This is a genomic window from Flavobacterium arundinis (assembly GCF_038289855.1).
Taxonomy (GTDB): Bacteria; Bacteroidota; Bacteroidia; order Flavobacteriales; family Flavobacteriaceae; genus Flavobacterium; species Flavobacterium arundinis.
Genome location: NZ_JBBYHR010000004.1, coordinates 329,355 through 343,533, shown reverse-complemented (window position 1 = coordinate 343,533; position 14,179 = coordinate 329,355). Strand labels below are relative to the sequence as shown.

The 14,179-nt window shown below is 46.2% G+C and carries 14 protein-coding genes; 4 read left to right on the top strand and 10 right to left on the bottom strand.

Annotation, left to right across the window (positions count from 1 at the left end; genetic code table 11):
- Nucleotides 1–227: 227 nt before the first annotated feature.
- On the top strand, nucleotides 228–851 hold the full coding sequence (locus AAEO56_RS09845) for a zinc-dependent metalloprotease family protein (protein ID WP_341696878.1): 624 nt from the start codon (nucleotides 228–230) through the stop codon (nucleotides 849–851).
- A 30-nt stretch (nucleotides 852–881) separates the two neighbouring features.
- Here AAEO56_RS09845 and AAEO56_RS09840 read toward each other — a convergent pair whose 3' ends face one another.
- From AAEO56_RS09840 to AAEO56_RS09805, 8 genes are all read right to left on the bottom strand, one after another.
- Nucleotides 882–1,634: a maleate cis-trans isomerase family protein gene (locus AAEO56_RS09840; protein WP_341696877.1), complete on the bottom strand. Its 753-nt coding sequence runs from the start codon at nucleotides 1,632–1,634 to the stop codon at nucleotides 882–884.
- A gap of 112 nt (nucleotides 1,635–1,746) precedes the next feature.
- Entirely contained in the window at nucleotides 1,747–2,667 is a 921-nt protein-coding gene (locus AAEO56_RS09835) for a fumarylacetoacetate hydrolase family protein (protein ID WP_341696876.1), read from the bottom strand.
- 175 nt (nucleotides 2,668–2,842) lie between these two features.
- Nucleotides 2,843–3,937 (bottom strand): cupin domain-containing protein, encoded by a 1,095-nt coding sequence (locus tag AAEO56_RS09830; RefSeq protein ID WP_341696875.1) that lies wholly within the window; start codon nucleotides 3,935–3,937, stop codon nucleotides 2,843–2,845.
- 244 nt (nucleotides 3,938–4,181) lie between these two features.
- Nucleotides 4,182–5,162 carry a carbon-nitrogen hydrolase family protein gene (locus AAEO56_RS09825; protein ID WP_341696874.1) on the bottom strand — a complete coding sequence of 327 codons (981 nt, stop codon included), beginning with the start codon at nucleotides 5,160–5,162 and terminating at the stop codon, nucleotides 4,182–4,184.
- Between the two features lie 89 nt (nucleotides 5,163–5,251).
- Nucleotides 5,252–5,686: an acyl-CoA thioesterase gene (locus AAEO56_RS09820; protein ID WP_341696873.1), complete on the bottom strand. Its 435-nt coding sequence runs from the start codon at nucleotides 5,684–5,686 to the stop codon at nucleotides 5,252–5,254.
- On the bottom strand, nucleotides 5,686–7,302 hold the full coding sequence (locus AAEO56_RS09815; protein WP_341696872.1) for an AMP-binding protein: 1,617 nt from the start codon (nucleotides 7,300–7,302) through the stop codon (nucleotides 5,686–5,688). Before AAEO56_RS09815 ends, AAEO56_RS09820 begins: the two co-directional genes overlap by 1 nt.
- A 15-nt stretch (nucleotides 7,303–7,317) precedes the next feature.
- Nucleotides 7,318–9,630 (bottom strand): oxidoreductase, encoded by a 2,313-nt coding sequence (locus AAEO56_RS09810; RefSeq protein ID WP_341696871.1) that lies wholly within the window; start codon nucleotides 9,628–9,630, stop codon nucleotides 7,318–7,320.
- On the bottom strand, nucleotides 9,631–10,242 hold the full coding sequence (locus AAEO56_RS09805) for a flavin reductase family protein (protein ID WP_341696870.1): 612 nt from the start codon (nucleotides 10,240–10,242) through the stop codon (nucleotides 9,631–9,633).
- A 192-nt stretch (nucleotides 10,243–10,434) separates the two neighbouring features.
- Here AAEO56_RS09805 and AAEO56_RS09800 point away from each other — a divergent pair, with 192 nt between their 5' ends.
- The 3 genes from AAEO56_RS09800 to AAEO56_RS09790 are packed head-to-tail and all read left to right on the top strand — an operon-like array spanning nucleotide 10,435 to nucleotide 12,862.
- Complete coding sequence (locus AAEO56_RS09800) at nucleotides 10,435–11,919, top strand: MFS transporter (protein WP_341696869.1); 1,485 nt, start codon at nucleotides 10,435–10,437, stop codon at nucleotides 11,917–11,919.
- A 1-nt stretch (nucleotide 11,920) separates the two neighbouring features.
- Nucleotides 11,921–12,142 (top strand): DUF6814 family protein, encoded by a 222-nt coding sequence (locus tag AAEO56_RS09795; protein WP_341696868.1) that lies wholly within the window; start codon nucleotides 11,921–11,923, stop codon nucleotides 12,140–12,142.
- Nucleotides 12,143–12,199: 57 nt separating this feature from the next.
- The gene (locus AAEO56_RS09790; RefSeq protein ID WP_341696867.1) at nucleotides 12,200–12,862 is read left to right on the top strand and encodes a DNA alkylation repair protein; all 663 of its coding nucleotides are present in this window, start codon (nucleotides 12,200–12,202) and stop codon (nucleotides 12,860–12,862) included.
- A gap of 301 nt (nucleotides 12,863–13,163) precedes the next feature.
- Here AAEO56_RS09790 and AAEO56_RS09785 read toward each other — a convergent pair whose 3' ends face one another.
- On the bottom strand, nucleotides 13,164–13,373 hold the full coding sequence (locus AAEO56_RS09785; RefSeq protein ID WP_341696866.1) for a hypothetical protein: 210 nt from the start codon (nucleotides 13,371–13,373) through the stop codon (nucleotides 13,164–13,166).
- An 81-nt stretch (nucleotides 13,374–13,454) separates the two neighbouring features.
- Nucleotides 13,455–14,033 (bottom strand): pentapeptide repeat-containing protein, encoded by a 579-nt coding sequence (locus AAEO56_RS09780; protein WP_341696865.1) that lies wholly within the window; start codon nucleotides 14,031–14,033, stop codon nucleotides 13,455–13,457.
- Nucleotides 14,034–14,179 lie beyond the last annotated feature (146 nt).

The following is a 14,179-nucleotide window of genomic DNA, read 5'->3' as shown; positions in this document are numbered from 1 at the left end:
AGCAATGATGTGGTAATGCATAGAGGTATGTTTGTTTATTTTGAAGGGTAAAAATAGCAATTTTTTAAGGTATGCAGGTGTGCATTATTGACGAAAAAATCCATCAAAAACCTTACTAAACACATTTTTTTTGCAAAATTACGGTTGCTGGTTATACAAATGTTTCAAACATTTAAAATTCCCTGACTAAACAGATGCACAGCATACGGAATTTTATATTTTTGGGCATGAGAAGATTTATTTTGCTAGCCGCTTTCCTGGTATTGCTTTCCTGCAGCGAGAAGCCTATTCAGAAAGAAACCGTCGTAGGCATCATTCCCTACAAAGGGATTAGCCATGAAAAAGTCGCTATGGTGCAAAAGTCCATAAAGGAGTATTACGGCATCGAAACAAAATTATTGCCTGAAAAGGAATTGCCCAAAACAGCATTCGTAAATATAAAATCCCCGCGTTACCGTGCTGACAGCCTCATTGCAATACAGCAACGCATCATACCTGATAGTATAGATTACATATTGGGGCTGACCGAAAGCGATATATCCGTAACCAAACACGATGCTAACGGCAAGATCAAAACCCCGGAATGGAAATACAATGATTTCGGCATTATGGGACTGGCATACTGCCCCGGGAAAAGCTGCATTGTTTCCGGCTTTCGCCTAAAGCACAAAGATAAAGAGGTACATTTTGGGCGCTTTAAAAAAGTAGTTATCCATGAGCTGGGCCACAACTTTGGGCTGCCACACTGCCCCAACAAAAAATGCGTCATGACCGATGCCGTCGAGAAGATCGCGACTATTGATAACGCAAGGCCTGAATTGTGTAGCAATTGCAAAAGCAGGATCAGGTAGCTGTTCCCCCTTTGGGGTTAGGGGGCTTATTTAATATTTTCCGCTCAACAACGCCCCACCCATAGGCACTTTGGTATCAAGTGCCAGCTTCTTCAGCATTTCATACGTAGTACAAACCGCCGCCGATGTCACCGGAATTCCAATTTCATTCTCAATGGCATCAATAGCCTCAAGTGATGGCATCTGCACACAGGCGGAGACCACAAGCACATCCACACCTGTAAGGTCAAGGCGCTTATAGATATCCAACAGGTTCATCGGGTCTTGTGCCGCTACTTCTAAATTATCAGGAATCTCAAGGGCTATGAAGTCCATTACCTCAAATCCCTGGTGTTCTATATAGTCGACAACAAGCTGTGTCAATGGTTTCATATAAGGCGTGATAACTGCGACTTTTTTGGCACCAAGCACTTTCAGCCCATTTATCAATGCCCCGGCGCTTGTCACGATAGGAGTAGGGGCATCGTTCTTCACAGTTTCCTCATGCAGGTTGGTTTCCGAAACACAGTGGTAGCCGCGCCCCATGCTCATTATGGCCACAAGGCAGGCATAACCCATTACGTCTACACGGGCATCGCTCAGTTCCTGCGCACATTTCAGGCTTTGCGCATCCATGGCTTCCAGCTCTTCCTTGGTGACTTTCTTCATGCGCATCCGGCTGGAGTGGAAAGTAAAACGTTCCGGAGATATCGTCTCGCGTGAGCGAAGCAATGCCGGTATCTCTGTTTCCATGGTAATATTTGAGCTCGGCACTATTTGGCCGATCCGATATGTCTTTTTCATTTTCTTTAAAATTCCAATTTAATAAATTTCAAGTTCCAAATTCCAAATAACAAAGTCGGTTACCGTCCTAATGTTTGGAATTTGATGCTTGTTATTTGGTGCTTTTTATTGATTATTTAAGGTCTTCCGAATCCACAATGGTATTCCGTAACGTTCCAATGCCCTCAACAGTCGCCTCTACCACATCGCCAGGCCACATAAATTCCTGAGGATTCCTGCCTGCGCCAACGCCTGCGGGAGTTCCGGTTGCAATAATATCGCCGGCCTCAAGAGTGAAAACCTTACTAAGGTCCTGCACCAGGTCTTCAATATTGAAAAGCATGAATTTCGTATTCGAGTTCTGCTTCTCCACCCCGTTTACTGTTAAGCGTAAGTTCAGGTTGTGTGGGTCGGCTATCTCGTCGCGGGTCACTAATACTGGACCCATCGGTGCAAACGTATCCTGCCCTTTAGACACGATCCATTGCCCGGCACGGCGGCAGTCGCGTGCGCTGATATCGTTGATAACCGTGTAGCCATAAACGTGATCCATAGCGTTTTCTTTCGGGACATTTTTTCCGTGTTTGCCAATGATAACCGCAAGTTCCACCTCCCAGTCCAGCTGCTGTGTGATCTTTTGGTTATGGATAATATCGGTGTCATTGCCTGTCACAGCGGTAGGCGGCTTCGAAAAGATGACCGGCTCCTGCGGCAGTTCTTTGGATGTATCCAAAGTTCTAGCCGATTCCGCCACGTGTTCTGTATAATTCAGTCCAATACCAAAGATATTCTTACGTGGCTTCGGTATCGGCGCCAAAAGCGTGGCATTCGCCAAAGGTATCGAGCACTCCAGCAATTCTTCCTTCGTAGCCGTATTCATCAAATGCACGGCGTGGTTGATGCCTTCAATGCCAAGGTCGATAAATTCCAGCATGTTGTCCGGCAGGTGGCTGCTTTTAATTTGCCCCAGCTTATGCGCATCAATGATCATATTCTCGTCCACAAATCCCAGGCTTTCCGGGGCATGATTTATCCTGTAGGTAACTAATTTCATTATATTTTGGTTGTTGTTTGTCTATTATTTTTAATTCTATTCATTGTAGAGACGCAGTGCCTGCGTCTGACATAATGCAAATCGCGAGACGCAGGCACTGCGTCTCTACCATCGTAAGCAAAAGGTATTCATGTTCCAATAGGCAACCCGAAACCCTAAACCCCGAACTCCAAACCTATTGACGCTCGTTAGGATGCGCCATTTCCTGGTACAACCCCAATGATATTATCACCGGCAGGTCATTGAACGAGAACAGGCATGCATCTTCCGTTTCGCTCAAGTTAACATGCTCGTGGTAGGCCCACGACGGCACGCAAAAAATATCGCGTTCCTTCCAGTCCAGGCGCTTGCCTGCAATGATAGAGTAGCCGTGGCCCTTCGCACATTGGTAAACGAATGAACCCGTATGCCGGTGCGCCATAGTATGCTCGCTTGGTCGTAATAATTGTATCGAAGCCCCCATGGTCTGCATAACGTGGCCTCCTGTTAGCGGATTGGTGTAATGCATGAGGATGCCATCGTAGGGCGAACCTTCATTCACTTTCGCGGCTTCCAAAAGTGCAGGATATACCTGTTTCCACGAATATTTAAACAGGGGAGAGTACGGCTTATCCCACTCTTTGTCGGCTGGCACTAAACCTACGCCACTATACGTCATCGGCGAATGGTTTACCGGCGATGTCAATGGCTGCTTTCCGTCAAAGACCGCATAGTCATTGGCCTCCAGTGCATTCACAAGCGGAATGTCCAGCCCGTCCTGCCAAATGCACGTTTTGCCGCCGGCTTCTACACCATGCTCGTGCCAGGTACTGTTGGGTGTTATCACAAAATCGTTGACTTCCAGCATTATCTTATTGCCGTCTACCACGGTATAGCCGCCTTCACCCTCCATAATAAAGCGCAGTGCCGAAGCCCTGTGCCGGTGCGCCGAAGTGCTCTCGCCCGGGCGCGTCACCTGGATGCCGGTGTATAGCCAACCCACAGCAGCGCTCACATCACGACGTTTGTCGTTCACAAGGTACACCACGCGGCGGCCTGCCTGTTCGGGCGTAACCAGTTCCGATGATTTCAATACCAGTTCCCGCAGCTGCTCATATTTCCAAAGCATCGGCACCGAAGAGGTACGCGGCTCCCACGGCTCAATGTCGTTAGCCACGGTCCACAAGGCACCTGCGCCAAGTGCTTCCAGTTCTTTGTAGTACGCTTCAAGCTCCGGGGTGTCCTGCACCCGCGCCCGGCCTAAAACACTATCGTCATGTTTTGTTTCCATACTAAATTAATTAGTTGAATTATTTTTTTTCCACCCGCAGCGAAGCTGTAAAATCCGCCTTAAATCGCTATTTAGCAACTATAGAAAATCCGCGACAATCCGCCAAATCCGCGTTCCATTTTCATTAAGCTATTTGAAGCGGATTGGCCAGTCCATATCAGCCATCCCTTTTCCTGCCTTCCGCTATATCCCCGCCGAAAAAGCAGGGGATGCCGCTTCAGTCAGGGCTAGTGGCTTTCCATTTTTATTTTTGGCCGCTTTCGTCGCCATCCGTAAACGTAATATTTTTCCTTGGGGCCGTATTCACACGCAGATCGAAAATATCAAACCGGTTATAATGCCCCAATATGTCGTGCATCTGCTTGGGCTGTATGCATTTCGACAGGTCAATGTCCGCATACACAATTCCTTCCTCATCAATAAGCGGTTCGCCGATTACTGCGCCATTCGGTCCGATAACGCCAGAGAACGCGCTGTTCTTTCGGGTCAGCAACTCCTCTGCATTCGGCACGTCTTCCTTCATAATATCGATGATCTCCTTCGTAATGGTGGAGCACGACACAATGGTAAATAGCTTCCCTTCAAACGAATGTGCCGCCGCACGTATCTTTATTGCTTCCGCCATATCATAATCCGGTGGGGCAACGGGCAGGGAAATATAATTAGCTATGTGTATAAGCTCGCCCTGTGTCAGCAGCGTAAAACGCGCCAATGTATTGGTGTTCTCGCCACAGGCCAATGTCCCTATCGGGCCGATCTCTGTGTTATAAACTTTCAGCGATGAACCGTCACCACCTGTCCACGTGAGCTTTTCGGCCCAGGTAGGAACCAGCTTGCGGTGCTTGCCTACAAGCATGCCCTTATTATCAATGATAAGGTTGGTGTTATAAAGTTCCCCAAAGCTCTGCCCACGCTCATTCACACCAATAACTACATGGCAATCGTGTTCTTTCGCAGCCTGGCAAATTTTATCTGTTTCCGGCCCGGGAACGGTAATGGAATTAACGTACAGCTTCTCATACCACTTGCTGCCTTGTACCGGTGTCATGATCCAGTTCCAGTAAGGATACCCGGCCACAAAAACCTCAGGGAAGGCGATTAATGACGCGCCGTTTCCGGCAGCTTCGGCAATTATGGAAATTGCTTTATCCACCGTTGCATCCACATCCAGGAAAACAGGGGAGGCCTGCACCGCCGCAGCCTTAAATTTTGGTAAGTCCAACATATTTTTAAATTACGAATTATCAATTACGAATTACGACCTATCAGTTTCGTAAAGTCTATCATCTCACATCTATTATCTCTTAATCTTCTCTAAAACCTCATATCCGGGATCAAATACTCCTCGAGTTTTGCCCTCATATCTTCCGGGAACGGGCTCGATTTTATCTCATCGCGGCCTTCGGCAAATTCCACACGCACCAGCGACACCTCGCCTTCAAGACAGATCGATCCATCAGCATGCTCAAAGGTAAATCCGCATTGCATTGACGATGTGCCCAGTTTTTTCACCCAAAGGTATTTTGTTAGTTCATCGCCTAATCGGGCCGCTTTCTTAAACTGTATCTTTAAGTCAACCGTAGGTATTCCACCGGTCTTGTGGATGCTTTTGAACGGAAGCCCAAGCACCTCGTCATAAAAATCCTCTACTATATTATTTAGCATTTCCAGAAAACGCGGGTAGAACACGATGCCCGCAAAATCCACGTGCTGGAAACGGACGGTCTCTTTTTTTATAAATTTTTGCATCAGGCCTGAACTGTATTTTTTAGTTTAAATCGCTGTATTTTTCCGGTCTCGGTCTTCGGCAGGGCATCCATATAGCGTATCTCACGCGGATACTTATATGGCGCGGCCACTTCCTTGAACCAGTCCTGTATCGCCTTTGTAAAGGCATCACTTGCTTTTTCTTTGTCTTTTAAGACCACGTAGGCGCATACCAGCATCCCACGGTTCTCATCGGGCAGTCCGACAACAGCGCACTCGGCAATGTCATCATGGGTTAGCAGAACGCTTTCCACCTCAATGGCTGCAATATTGTAGCCTGACGAGATGATCATATCATCACCGCGTGCCACGAACCAGAAATAACCGTCCTCATCCTTAAGGAAAATATCGCCGGTAATGTTCCAGCCATTCTCCACGTATTCTTTCTGCTTGTCGGGGCTGTTCAGGTACTTGCATCCGGTGATCCCGCGCACGGCAAGTCGTCCTGGTGTGCCGTCAGTGATCTCATTACCTTTATTATCAAGAATCCTCGCTTCATAGCCTCGGATCGGCAGTCCCGTGGCACCTTTGCGCATATTCTCCTCATTCGAGGATATAAAGATATGGAGTATTTCGGTCGAACCGATACCGTCGATGATCTTTAATCCGGTAGCCTCATACCAGTCTTCCCAAACCTTTACAGGCAATGTTTCCCCAGCCGACACGCATTTGCGCAGCGAGGAAATATCAAAATCCTTTACTTTAGTTGTCAATATTCGCCAAGCTGTAGGTGCTGTAAAACATACTGTTACTTTATGTTCTGAAATCGCTTTTAGTAGCAAATCCGGCGATGGTTTTTCTATCAAAAACGTCGATGCCCCATAGTAAAATGGGAACAATACCAACCCACCCAAACCAAAGGTAAACCCAAGTGGCGGGCTGCCTGTAAAAATATCATCTGGTGTTGGCTGTAAGGAATATTTTGGGAATGCCTCGCATATCAGCAAAATGTCCTTATGATAATGTGATGTCATTTTTGGCTTGCCGGTCGTGCCGGACGTAAAGCCTATAATGGATAGTGAGTCTGCTTTTGTAGGATGGTTTTCAAACGTCTTCGGTTTGTTGCCCATCAGGGTCTCCAGTTTGGAAACGTGCTGTCCCGAACCGTCAAACGTAACGATATGTTTCAGGAATGGTGAATCCACAGCCAGCATCGCATCTTCAAGAGTATAATCGCAAAACGCATGGGATATCTCCGCGCATTCCACCATTACGCTCAATTCTTTTTCACGCAACAAAGGCATGGTTGCCACCACGATGCCGCCCGCTTTCAATATCCCAAACCAGCAGGCCACATACATCGGGTTGTTCGCCGACCGTATTAGCACGCGGTTGCCCGGCATAAAATTAAGATTATCCTTTAGCACATGCGCTATTTGGTTGGCCTTCTCATATAATTCCTGAAATGTCCAGCTGCTCTCAAAAGTACGAATCGCTATCCTGTCGCCATTACCTTCAGCGATATGCCTGTCCAGCAGCTTTTCCACGCAATTCAGGTCGTCAGGGAACTCAAAGTCCTGATGGCCTGTAAAGCACTCCGCCTGCAACGAAGGGTGGGGCAGGTGGCCGTGCGCAAAGTTATCTTCGTAATGTTTCATTGCTATACTGGAATATTACTTTTTGTGTGTCAATGGTTTCAACGCTTTCTTCATACCTTCCGCTGCTTTTCGCTCTCCGCCTTTATAAGGGTAAAAATGCGATGCAGCCGACATATATTGTTTCGGTATGCCCACCGAATCCAGGTCATTCGCCTTGTATTGCTCATACGCCTGTGCATTCCGTACGAACGACGGGTCAAGCAGCAGGGTTTTACCAAGGGCTACAAGGTCAGCGCGGCCATTTAAAAGTATCGTATTTATCTGGTCGATGTCCTGTATGTAACCGGCGGTAATCGTCGGTATGTTCACCGAATTCCGCACCATATCGCTGAACGGTGTCTGCCACATCCTGCCCACTGCGGGTTTTTGGTAGTCAACAGTTAATCCTGTAGAAACATTGATGATGTCAGCACCGGCTTTTTTAAAACATTCGGCTATTGCCAGAACATCTTCATCTGTTATGCCGCCTTCTGCCCAGTCGGATGCTGAAATGCGTACACTCATCGGTTTTTCAGGAGGGAACACATTGCGCATCGCTTTGAACACCCTTATCGGGAATTTTAGCCTGTTGCTAATGCTTCCGCCAAATTCATCTTCCCTTGTATTCGTCAGTGGTGATAGGAACGATGCCAGCAGGAATCCGTGGTGCGCCTGAAGCTCTATCATATCAATGCCTGCCTCGTCTGCATTCTTTGCAGCATTCGCAAATTCCTCGGTGATGATATCCATGTCCTCAACCGTCATTTCGTGCGGTACGGCCATCTTTTCACTGAACGCGATCGGAGAAGCAGACAGGAGTCCCCATGCATTTTTTACCGGTTCGTTCCTGCCTTCCCATGGGAATTTCACAGCTCCTTTTCGTCCCGAATGTCCTATCTGTACACCGATCTTTGTTGCGCTGTTTTTATGTATAAAATCGGTTATTCTTTTCCAGTTAAGTGTTTGTTCTTTAGACCATATACCCGGACATCCTAAAGTTATTCTTCCGGTTGGAGAAATGGCAGTTGCTTCGGTAATTATCAAGCCAATGCCGCCTGTAGCGCGTGAACCGTAATGCATCAGGTGCCAGTCGGACACCAACCCGTCCTTTGCCGAATACTGTTCCATCGGACTCATCACAATACGGTTTTCCAGCACCATTGACCGTAATGAAAAAGGCGTGAATGCCGCCGGGGTATCGGGTTTGTTATCGGCTAAATTCGCATTGAATTCCGCCAGTACTTTTTGCGTGAACGATCTGTCGCGCAGGCCAAGGTTTTCGAAAGTGACCTTCTTGGAGCGCGTCATTACGCTAAAGGCGAATTGCTGGAACGGATGCTGTATATGGCGGTCCATATCCTCAAACCATTGCAGCGATACGTTGGCCGCATGCTGTATCATCTCGACGCGGTTGCGGCGCAGCTTCTCATAATTTTCGAAAACGGCAGGGACATCATTGTTATATTTTATTACCGAATCTGCAAGAGCAATTGCGCACTCCATCGCCAGCTTGGTACCGGAACCGATGGAGTAGTGGGCCGTAGCTTTCGAATCGCCCAACAGTACTATATTATCATGGCTCCATTTATCATTGGTAATTACCGGGAACTGCCTCCAGTGCGAACGGTTCGATATCAGGCCATGGCCGTCAAGTTCTTCCTTGAATATTTCTTTAAGTTTTTCAATCGTATCTTCCTCATCGGTAACGGAAAAACCCGCTTTCTGCCAGGTTTCATCGGTAGTTTCAAATATCCAGGTACTCATGCCTTCCTCGTACTGGTAGGTATGCGCTACAAAAGTTCCGTAAGGCGTTGTCCTGAAAAAATAGGTAAACGCATCCAGCGGCCGGGTGGAGCCCATCCACACAAAACGGTTGCTTTTCAATTCTATTTTTGTCCCGAAATCTTTTGTGAATTTCTCGCGTATCGCACTGTTAATGCCATCGCAGGCCACAATTATATCCGAATCGGAAAACTGGCTTAAATCGTCCACATTAGCCTCAAAATGAAGGTTAACACCTTCTTCGCGGCAGCGCTGTTGCAGCAATTGCAGTAATGTTTTACGGGAGCACCCGCAAAAGCCGTTACCGGTAATGCGTACTTTCTCACCATCCCGTGCTACATCAAGCTCATCCCAATAAGCAAATTTCGTTCGTATCAGGTCATACGACTGCGGGTCGCGGGTAAGGAATTCGCTCAGTGTCTCGTCCGAAAACACCACGCCAAAGCCAAAGGAATCATCGGCTCTGTTGCGTTCGTAAACGCTAAGGTCGCAATCCGGCATCGCTTTTTTTAGCAATATCGAAAAATACAATCCGCCGGGGCCGCCGCCTATTACTGTTACTTTCATTTATATGGAGGGTCTTTTAATGGAAAATACTTCGCCCAGTTTCGCGTAATTCCACCCCTCAAGGCGGGCGATGGGCTTGTAGGTTTCCCTGTTTATCTTAAAATCATCGAGCAGTACCGATTCGTCCACATGGAACATCACAATACGACCTATCATTATCGTCGCGCCGCCATCCCGGTGCTCTTCGAGGCTGTAGTGATGCACGAGCTCGCATTCAAAATGGATAGGGCTTTCGGCAACCCTTGGCGGTTTCACCAAAACGGAAGGTATTGCGGTAAGTCCGGCATACTCAAACTCATTGCCATCAGGAGGCAGGTTTACCGATGTGGCATTCATGGCTTCAACAAGCCCTTCTGTAGCCATATTTACAACGAACTGCTTCGTAGCCAGTACGTTATTCAGTGTGTCTTTATTCGTATTCCCGCTGCGTACGGTGGAGAACATCACATGTGGCGGGTCTTCGCCAACAGCATTAAAAAAAGAAAAAGGCGCAAGGTTAGGTGTGCCGTCTTCACTGACGCTGGATATCCAGCCAATGGGCCGTGGGATAACGGAACCCGTCAGTATTTTGTAGATGTTCTTCTGGCTGGTGTGTGCCGGGTCGATCTGCATGGTTGTGTTGTATAGGTGTTACAAATAAAAGAAAAATTATGAACTTAATTTTAATGATTTTTGTGATATATTCAGCAATTAAAGGAAATTTTAATAGGCGTGACAAAAAAGTATTGCATTTTATAGATATACTGTTTTTTAGATCACACCTAAGTTTCTATATTTATGAAAATATTTAACCGATAAACCCGTATGGCAGGCACTTCAACCAAAGGCATCTGGAAGGTGATCACCGCATCTTCCATGGGAACGCTCATAGAATGGTACGATTTCTACATCTTTGGCAGCCTCGCCGTGGTCATTTCTACTAAGTTCTTTCCTTCGGACAATCCCACCGCAGCCTTCCTTTCCACGCTGGCAACATTTGCGGCAGGCTTTGTGGTACGGCCTTTCGGGGCGCTGTTCTTTGGCAGGCTGGGTGACATTATCGGGCGGAAATACACCTTCATGGTCACATTGCTGCTTATGGGTGGAGCGACATTCCTCATAGGCTGCGTGCCCAGTTATGAATCCATCGGTTTCTTTGCGCCATTATTAGTATTAATATTAAGGCTGTTACAGGGGCTTGCCCTTGGTGGCGAATATGGCGGCGCGGCAACCTATGTGGCAGAGCATTCGCCGAAAGGCCAGCGCGGCTACTGGACTTCCTGGATACAGACAACAGCAACCTTCGGACTATTCATATCGCTGATGGTTATATTGGTCACGCGTGAATTATTATCATCAGGGGAATTTGACGAGTGGGGGTGGAGGGTGCCGTTTTGGATATCGATATTAATGGTTATCGTATCATACATTATCCGCAAAAAGATGCACGAATCGCCGGAGTTTGCTAAGGCTAAAGCCGAAGGCAAGACGAGCACCAACCCGTTAAAGGAAAGTTTTGGGAATAAATATAACCTCAAGTTCGTATTGCTGGCATTATTTGGTGCGGCTATGGGGCAGGGGGTTGTTTGGTACACCGGGCAGTTTTATGCTATGAATTTCTTAAAGACGGTAATGTTCGTGGAGTCTTCGCAGGTAGACGGACTGCTGGGAATCGCATTGCTTTTCGGAACGCCATTCTTCGTTTTCTTCGGATGGCTGAGCGATAAGGTGGGCCGGAAACCGATTATGATGATTGGGATGCTAATGGCGATTTTATTGTACAGGCCCATATATAAGGAGATGTATAGGACAACGGATTTATCGCTAAAGACGGAAATAAGGCCTGAGCAATATTATCACGCACCCGATGAATTGCCATCGCCGGATATTAAGATATATACCGATGGGACAAAGTTGGATATTATAAGGAACATTAATAAGGCAACCGGGAAGGAAGAAGTTAAGAATAATATAACAGTTAATTCTGCTGATAAATGGTATCTCATCTTCCTCGTCTTTATCCAGGTGCTTTTCGTTACCATGGTCTATGGCCCGATAGCTGCCTTTTTGGTTGAGATGTTCCCTGTCAGGATACGCTATTCCTCGATGTCGCTGCCGTACCACGTGGGTAATGGTATCTTTGGGGGACTGCTGCCTGCAATAGCGACCTATCTCGTCAGCAATGCAAAACAGAACGGTGACCCTGAATTCTACCTCGAAGGGCTGTGGTATCCCATCATCATTGGCGGAATCTGCTTTGTAATTGGGATGGTTTATCTTAAGTCAAAAAATAACACCGAACACGATTAATATGAAAACATTAAAAAGAATATTAGGGATTGTATGGATAGCGCTCGCGGCTGCTACGGCTTATTTCTGCATCGTAGAATTCGGCTTGCCAAAGTTTTCGACAGGCAAGCAAAACGACCTTGTTTTCGGTATCATTATACTGTTCGTACTCACACCGCTTATTGTCTTAGGGCTGGGGACTTTTGGGTATTACGCCCTGAAAGGGGAATATGACAATGTTTAATGGGACGTTTCGTTGCTAAAAATAATTCTATAAATTAGCTATAGCAATTACAAACCTATGACCGTCAAAGAAATCCTCACTCAATTCGAATCCCTCCATAACGAAACTACCTTCGCCCATAATGCCAAATACGGAGCAGCAAAGCAATTTGGCGTAAAGCTGGGTGATATACGGCCTATCGCTAAAAAGATAAAGATCAACCATGAGCTGGCGTTTGAATTGTGGGAAACCGGCTATGTAGAAGCGAGATTATTGGCGACACTGATCGTCAATCCGAAAAAACTCTCTGCGGAAGAGGTTACCCGTATGGCGCATTCTATCGATTTTGTGCATGAGGCCGATTGGTTCAACTCCTATCTGCTGAAAGACTTTCCGGATAAGGAGCAGTTCAGGGAAAAGTGGATGGATTCGGATAACAAGTGGGCGGCCCGTTCCGGCTGGAGCCTGATGGCAGGAAGGATAGCAAGAGAGCCTGAAGGGATCGATATTAGCGCAACCCTGGACCGCATTGAAAAGCAAATGCCGAATGCCCAACCCGAAGTGCAATGGACGATGAACACGTCACTTGCCAACATTGGTATTAACCATCCGCAATACCGCCAAAGGGCGCTTGAAATTGGAGAGAAGCTGGGTATCTACCGTGACTTTCCTGTGTCTAAGGGATGTACATCGCCATTTGCCCCGATATGGATTAATGAGATGGTAAAGCGGCAAAAGTAAATTTTGCCACGAATTTCACTAATTCTAAAAAGTGCTGTGGAAACATTACCGTAAATTCAGTAATGATGCAATTCTTGGAATCACTTAAGCCGTAAATTAGCTAAAATAATTCGTGAAATTTGTGTAATTCGTGGCAAAAAAATATTCCTAAAATGAAAAAGACCCGTGGGTGGAAGCCCCTGGGTCTTTAAATACTACCAACCTATAACATGGTCGATAGTAAGCTACAAATGTAGGATAAATTTTTTGTAATGCCTAATTTATTTTACTACGATATCATATTTTTCCGGTTGCTATATATTTACGCGGTGGCTTTCCTTACTCTCAGTATAATTGCATGGACTGCGGCGGCTGCAAGAAATGCGAACAAAATGTCAATAACCAATGCAGAGTAAAATACCTGAGGCCCTACAGGTCCGATAGGATTGTCGCCTGAACTTTGCATATAAAATGCATTTGGAAATCCTACACGCAGGGAGCCATCCTTAGGAAGGTCATTCTTCCAAGACATTATACAAATAATGTCGAAGACAGCGGTGGTGAGCAACAACGTTACAACTATTTGTTTTACTCGTGTTTTGTTCATATTATATCATTTATTTACCACTACGATATCATATTTTTCAAGCAATCCCTTGAGCCCTGCCTGGGAGAAGATCGCTTTTTTCAGCTTATTCCGTTCAGGGTCAATAGTAAAGTTATAGCTGGTGGTAAAGTCGGCTTTGTTAGCAATAGTATCAATAAATACACTTTTGTGCAGGTTGCAGTTATCGAAAGTAACCCCTGTAAGGTCGGTATTCATAAAATCCACGGCGGTGAGGCTGCAATTGGTAAAAAGCGTGCCTTTTATTTTAAGGGTATAGAACTTAGCATAATCCAGTCGGCAACCGGTAAACTCTACTTTAAAAAGCAGGGCATCTACCATTGTGAAATTCACCGCGGTAAAATCGCAGTCGGTAAAAGCAGCATCCCGAAACGCCACATAATTGATCTGTGCCTGGTTGAAATTACACGAGATAAAGATACAGTCGATAAACGCTACACCGGTAAAATTACAATCCACAAAGTCGCAGTCCGTAAAGGTGCAGCGCTCAAAATCCTTGTACATGATATCTTCGGGCTGGTAGACCGTCCCGTTTATTTCCTGTCCTATGATATAGTTTTCTGTCATGGGGTAAAAGTAACAGTTTTTTTTTGCCACGAATTACACTAATTCCACAAATTTTAAATTAGATACGTGACTTAGAGACACAATGCTTTGTGTCTCGCATGAGAGTAAGAATTACCATATAGATGCAGCATAGGCTCGCTACACCA